This is a genomic window from Candidatus Woesearchaeota archaeon (genome assembly GCA_016187565.1).
In the GTDB taxonomy this organism is placed as follows: domain Archaea; phylum Nanobdellota; class Nanobdellia; order Woesearchaeales; family JACPJR01; genus JACPJR01.
On sequence record JACPJR010000018.1, the window covers coordinates 1 to 6,830 of the forward strand.

Here is a 6,830-nt window from a genome sequence, read left to right on the forward strand (position 1 = left end):
AGCCCGAATATTGCTCCGGTCATAGCCGACATCGACGGAAACGGTGATAATGAGATTATTATTCCTGAGAATAACAAGTCAATCTTGCACGTTATTAACGGTGATGGCACCCAGCTGTTTAATTACAGTTTTGGTGGCTTAATCGGCAGCTCGCCAGCCATTGCTGACATTGATGATGACGGCAGAGCAGAGATTGTGGTGAAACGGGCAGGCTCGCCGTACAGTATCATGGCTACGTTAGGCAGCAACAACCATCAGCCATACCTTGAACCCATGAAACCGGTTATTGCGATAGCAGGTCAAGCAGCAAGCTTACAAGCAAACGCTTCAGATCCTGATAATGATACCCTAACGTTGTATTACAGCGCACCGTTTAATGAGACCGGACAATGGCTGCCAACGAACAACGATACCGGTGATTATACCATTCTGGTAGAAGCATCTGACGGTAATTTATCCCATCACCAGTATGTACCTATCAAAGTCCTGCCTGAAGGTACACAAGTAATTAATGTCTTTGCTGATGGCTCATTCAACAAAACTCTCGTGTTTACCGAGCCTGGGCAAGTGCAGAGAGTTACCATCAAGATACCTAAGAAAGCACAGCTTATCTATGGAACCATGAAGATAGAAGGGAAACCGGTTGAATAATAAGACACTTAATACTGTCCCAAACTGCCGTCTTTTCTTGCTTTTTCAATGGCATAATCAAAGATAAGATAGCCCACAAGAATGCTTACTGCAGAAAGAATAGCAAGGTCTATAATCGGTTTTATCACCAGCATAAAACCTGCATCTTGCAGTAATGCCAATCGCATACTATGGAGTGCATACGTTAATGGAACATACTGTGCTACGGTTTGGAGAAATGAGGGTAAGACTTCAATTGGAAAATAAATTCCTGATAAGAACATGAGAAAGGTTGTTACTAGCCCGACTAAACTACCAATCTGTTTGTAGATCAAGGTAAGACCACCCACAATCATGCCTATTCCTAAGGTGGTAAAGTAGGTGAGCACAGCAATAAGTAATGCTAAGGGATAATTGCCATTGCCAATATTAAAATTAAAAAACAGGATACCAACCGTAATGGTAATGACGGTAAACAGTCCAGAGATGATCATCGAGACAAAGGTTAGGCCAGGAAAGACAAAGGTTACATTAGTTGGACTCATAAAGATAGCTTCCAAGGTTCCAATAGAAGCCTCGTCATGCATTTCATCAGCAATCGTACTCAGACCAATGGAAACAAACTGCCAGAAAATGCTTCCCAGCAGAATATAGGATACATAATCACCACCATAAACTGCTAAAGCCGGAATCTCAACATCCTTGAAGACCTTTCCGATCATTCCAAACATAAACACAAAGAGGAGTGGTGAAATAAACGTCGTAGCAAGGGCTAGTTTATAGGAAAAGATAATCTCAAATGATCTTTTGGTAAACGCCCATATCTTCCAGAGGCTATGCAATTTCATTGTTGTTCCCCATAAGTTTCATGAACACTTCTTCCATACTTGGTTCAATAGTGTTGATGCTCAAGATCTTCCGATGCTGTTTTTCAATAGTGTTCGTGATCATCCCGATATCCATCCCTCGCTGCGCATGGATGGTGAGATGAGTAACATTGGCTCGTACATGAGAGATTCCCTTGAGCTGTTTGATTTTCTCTAGCTCAAACAATGGCTTGTTGAGCACGATCTTGATAAGCTCGTCTTTACTGATCATCTTTTTGAGCTTTTTCGTCGTATCCATGGCAATAATAGTACCTTTATTGATAAGTGCAACACGATCACACAGTAAATCGATTTCTTCCATATTATGGCTGGTCAGAAAAATCGTTTTCTTGTCTAGGTGACATAATTCTTTAATCAGATTTCTCATTTTTATTGCTGAAAGAGGATCCATGCCTGTACTTAACTCATCAAACAACAAAATAGAAGGGTTGTGCAGGAGTGTTCGTGCAATCCCTAGTTTGTTTCTCATTCCTGTTGAGTAATGCATGACGAGTTCATCAGCCTTGTCAGTTAAACCAACTTTTTCTAACACCCAGCCAATTCGCTCTTTTGCCTGATTCCCTCGAAGATCATAGAGAGCAGCAAAGAACTCGAGATTTTTTCTTCCGCTTATTCTCCAATACAATGCTCGTGATCGTTCTCCCAAAACAACGCCGATATCACGTTGGATCGGTCTGTATTCCTTTACTACATCCTTTCCATTGATAAGGACAATACCCGAAGAAGGAATCTGTAAGGTGGCAAGGATTCTGACGAGTGTTGTTTTTCCTGCTCCTGATGGACCGATGAGACCAAAGATTTCACCTTGTTTAACGTTCAGACTTACCTCTTGTAATGCGTGCAGCTCTTCGCGAGAAAATAAGTATTTCAGGCTGCTTCCTCTTTTTATACGATAGGCCATGGATACCTTATTGACGACAATGGGATCCATAACACCTCGGTAGATCTGTGATATATAAACCTTTGTCTCCTCTCTAGGGTGTAATCCTTCGGATCTCTCTCTTTACGAGAGCATATCAGTCATTCCCATCAGAAAAGACCCTGTAACGAAAGATTTCCGGTAAATTTTCAGAAAGACATATAAACTTTATTGAATTTACCACTCTCTTGGGGGTTGTTACCATGAAAAAAAGCATGTTATTGTTGATTGTGGCAAGCGTATTGCTTGGTAGTATATTGTTCACGACAGCTCTGGATACTTCGTCAATTTTAACACCGTTTTCTCCAGATTCTTCTCAACTTCCTTTTGCAACAACCATTCATAATCAGACTATTCACACCCCCTCTATCCAGGAGTACTTTACGGTGCACCAGAACTTCACGAATCTGACGTACAAAAAGTTTGATTCTTATGATAAAACAACCATGAAGATTGGTGCACACCTGGATACTCAACGTGGCTATATAATTGATAAGGAAAAATACGTTATTGATTTGCTGTACTGTGATCGTAACACCAAGGCTTGTTTCTTCCGCATTAACGGCGTGCCAACCAAGAGATTATACGATCCGAGGCAGAGCAATGCCAGCAAACCTTCTGTCTTTACCTTGAATGAGGATGTTTCTTTACAGATTGCATCCATTACCTTTAATTTCTGTGATCATCGACGGTTCTGTAACATGCCGTTTGAAGCCTATGACATTGTTGAAGTGGAAGTAAAGAGAGGTGAGGGGAGATGAAAACAGTTAATATAATTTTTTCGCTTGTAATTATACTTAGTCTTCTAGTACAAGGTTGTTTGAATGAAGACATTAATCAACAACAAGACCTGAGAAAATACCTCATAGAGGAACTAATTATATCTTTTAACGGCGCCAATGGAAATACTCTTAATGCTTTTGCAAATTCAAATAACCAATCTCAACAAGCTAGATTTAGATATTATTTTTCTCAGGAAATTAATACTCTCAAAAGCGCTTATCCTGAAATATCTAATATAAGTATTGACTATCCTGCTCTATCAAACATGGCCTTTGTGAAGTTATATTACGATGATCGTATATCGTTAGAACGAAAAGATTACGTCCTAAAGGAGATAAAATCTGAACTAGAAAAGAAATGGTATGTCGATCGGGTATATTTTAGTAAAATAGAAAAACCAACAGCCAAATAAAATGATGCCCTCAGCTAAAGTAAGGAAAATATGGGGTTTCACTATTTTATTTATTTTACTAATATCCTTTGTTTCTGCCTATACTCAAACTAATGGTACAGTTCCTAATAAAGGACTATTAATGGAACTGTCTATGCAAAATCTTACGGAAGTTATTGTTATTCTAAAAAATGAGGATTTCCTCAATGATAAAGATTTTGTAAATCGACAAAGATTTATTAAAAACAGTCAGAAGACAATTCTCTCTAACCTATCAAATAGGGATATAAAAGATGTGAATCTTTTTTTATTGACAAATGGTTTTAGTGCAAAAATAACTGAACAGGGCTATCACGATCTTATTAAGAATCCTCTAGTATCCTCAATTTATTTATCAAAAAAAGAATATGTAACTCTTGAAGAGAGTATACCTCTTATAAATGGAGACCTTAGTTATAATTTAGGTTATACTGGAAAAAACCAAGCAGTATGCGTAATTGACACAGGTGTTGATTATACACACCTTAATATGGGTTCTTGCAGCAGAGAAGAATTTGAATCGGGCGCTTGCTCAAAAGTCATTGGAGGTTTTGATTTTTGGAATAATGATTTTGACCCAATTGACGATTTTGGTCATGGAACACATGTTGCTGGGATTGTTGCTTCGAATGATAGTACTTTTAGAGGCGTGGCGCCAGATGCTAAAATTGTTGCACTCAAAGTTTGTGGAGCAACGCGTCAAGAAGGGTGCAATGTGCCTAATATGATCAGTGCAATTGATTGGTGTGTTAATAATGCTACTCGACTAAACATAAGTGTTATCACGATTAGTATTGGCGGAGATAAGTATGAAGATTTTTGTAATGATGACCCAAGAGCGCAAAGTATCAATTTGGCAATTGAAAATAATATTTTGGTGACTGTCTCTTCAGGTAACGATGGATATAATGATGGTATAAACTCCCCAGCTTGTATAGAAAATGCTACTTCAGTTGGTGCCACTGACAAAGATGATAATGTTGCAGATTACTCCAATAGACATGTCGATTTAGATCTATTGGCTCCAGGCGGAGTTTGGACATATGCAAGTTCTTCTCCCCCATATCCAGAGATTGTTTCTACTTTCTCCCCGAATGTTCGATTGGACGATTCGTTATGTTTTCTTAATTTTACCATTAATAAGGTGACCAATGAAACAGAATGTTTCGATCCAGATTATCAAGTTAACACTGATTTTATTAGGTCTGTTGGTACTTCTATGGCAGCGCCGCATGTTGCAGGTGCAGCTGCTTTACTTCAAGATGCTTATGATGGGAAGTTAACTCCTTACCAAATACAGGAAGCGCTTGTTCAATCAGGGAAGCAAGTTTGGGATCCAGAGGTCTATATTAGTAGATTTTTATTCTGGGAGACAAAAGGAAAATTTTTTCCTAGAATTGATGTACTTGCAGCACTAGATTATATTTCTTTACTTGATGTAAGTCACCAAGACTGGCCCACCTTCCACCATGATAATAGAAGAACAGGTTTTACCTTGTTGAAGGGAGACATTAAAAATGCAAAGGATGTTGAGCAGCTTGATTTAGTCTTTCAGGTTGATGGTGATGAAGGACTTGCTTCGACTAATGCTGTTGCTGATATTGATAACAATGACTTGATAGACACGGTTATGCTTGGAACCTATGGAACACCTCAGGATCCCGATTCATGGTTGTATGTGATTGAGAGTAATGAGGGGTATGGCAATCCTCTGAAGCGAAGGGTTCGTGGTAATATTCAGATAGGTGACTACTCTCAGGGTGCTCCTCTTCTCGCTGATACTGATCATGATGAAGATAAAGAGATAATAGTTGGTCTTGCTAATGGTACGTTGTACCTTGTTGATTTTCAAAAGAATCAATACACTGGAGATCTTGAGCTTTCCAAAAAGTGGAGTTATACAGTGCCAGCAAAATATAGTCAACGCATAGGTGACACTGTTCGCGGCTCTCTTGGCATTGGGCTTATTGCAGCTGATATTGATTATGATGGCCAGACTGAAATTATCTTTACTGATGAGTTGAGCGTTGGCATTGAAGACTGGCCTGGGGAAGTCTTTATCTTGAGAGATCAGGGAAATAGTTACGAGTTTGTTGATAAATATACTTTTGGTAATGGAGGTTCCATGGGTGGTGTTTCTGTTGCAAACATAGATAATGATGATAACCTTGAAATTATTGTTTCTACTTATTATGGAATTAAAGTCTTCGACTTTGTGAACAATAAACTCCAGTTGAAATGGCAGAATTCGTACGGTTCTTTTATGGGTGCTCCTGTTTTATACGATTATGACCGAGATAACCAATATGAAGTGTTAATGACCAGCTCTTCACTCTTTTGCAGCGCGTATAAAACTTGTGGAGATAACTTTTATGTTTTTGATGCAGCGCAAGGCGGAATGGAACGATTATTAGCGCTTTCCTTTCATGCTCCCACAACCCTTGCTTTAGCTAATCTTGATACAGATGACCATATTGAAGCTGCTACCTCTTTTTACTATGCAGAGGGAAGTGATCTTGGTGGTATTGCTTGTATTGATGCAAATGATGCAAGGCTTGACTGTGTTTATACAAATCAAGGAACCTTTCTGAATCCTGGGATTTCTCCGGTGATAGCCGACATTGATGGGAATGGTGATAATGAAATCGTTATACCTGAAAATAATAAATCAATCTTGCACGTTATTAACGGTGATGGCACCCAGCTGTTCAATTACAGCTTCGGTGGCTTGATAGGAAGTTCTCCAGCCATTGCTGACATTGATGATGACGGCAGAGCAGAGATTGTGGTTAAGCGTGCAGGCTCTCCGTACAGTATCATGGCTACGTTAGGCAGCGATAATCATCAGCCATACCTCGAACCCATGAAACCGGTTATTGCGATAGCAGGTCAAACAACAAGCTTATCAGCAAACGCTTCAGACCCTGATAATGATACACTAACCTTGTATTACAGTGCACCGTTTAATGAGACCGGGCAATGGATGCCGACAAACAATGATACGGGTGATTACACCATTCTGGTAGAAGCATCTGATGGTAATTTATCCCATCACCAGTATGTCCCTGTCAAGGTCCTGCCTGAAGGTACACAAGTAATTAATGTCTTTGCTGATGGTTCGCTGAACAAAACCTTAGTGTTTACTGAGGCAGGCCAAGTACAAAGAGTTACCATCAAGATC

The 6,830-nt window shown here is 39.4% G+C and carries 6 protein-coding genes; 4 read left to right on the forward strand and 2 right to left on the reverse strand.

Annotated features, from left to right (window positions below; translation table 11 throughout):
* Positions 1 to 651: VCBS repeat-containing protein (locus HYW21_05760; protein ID MBI2548829.1), on the forward strand; the 651-nt coding region annotated here is incomplete at its 5' end.
* 8 nt (positions 652 to 659) lie between these two features.
* Here HYW21_05760 and HYW21_05765 read toward each other — a convergent pair.
* Together HYW21_05765 and HYW21_05770 are read right to left on the reverse strand one after the other, a co-directional pair.
* Positions 660 to 1,478: an ABC transporter permease gene (locus HYW21_05765; GenBank protein ID MBI2548830.1), complete on the reverse strand. Its 819-nt coding sequence runs from the start codon at positions 1,476 to 1,478 to the stop codon at positions 660 to 662.
* A complete protein-coding gene (locus tag HYW21_05770; GenBank protein MBI2548831.1) occupies positions 1,465 to 2,448 on the reverse strand; it encodes an ABC transporter ATP-binding protein in 984 nt (327 codons plus the stop codon). Before HYW21_05770 ends, HYW21_05765 begins: the two co-directional genes overlap by 14 nt.
* A 191-nt stretch (positions 2,449 to 2,639) precedes the next feature.
* Here HYW21_05770 and HYW21_05775 point away from each other — a divergent pair, with 191 nt between their 5' ends.
* The 3 genes from HYW21_05775 to HYW21_05785 all read left to right on the forward strand — a co-directional run.
* A complete protein-coding gene (locus tag HYW21_05775) occupies positions 2,640 to 3,197 on the forward strand; it encodes a hypothetical protein (GenBank protein ID MBI2548832.1) in 558 nt (185 codons plus the stop codon).
* Positions 3,194 to 3,631, forward strand: a complete 438-nt coding sequence (locus HYW21_05780; protein ID MBI2548833.1) for a hypothetical protein — start codon at positions 3,194 to 3,196, stop codon at positions 3,629 to 3,631. The genes HYW21_05775 and HYW21_05780 overlap by 4 nt, the downstream gene beginning before the upstream one ends.
* A gap of 121 nt (positions 3,632 to 3,752) precedes the next feature.
* Positions 3,753 to 6,830: S8 family serine peptidase (locus HYW21_05785; protein MBI2548834.1), on the forward strand; the 3,078-nt coding region annotated here is incomplete at its 3' end.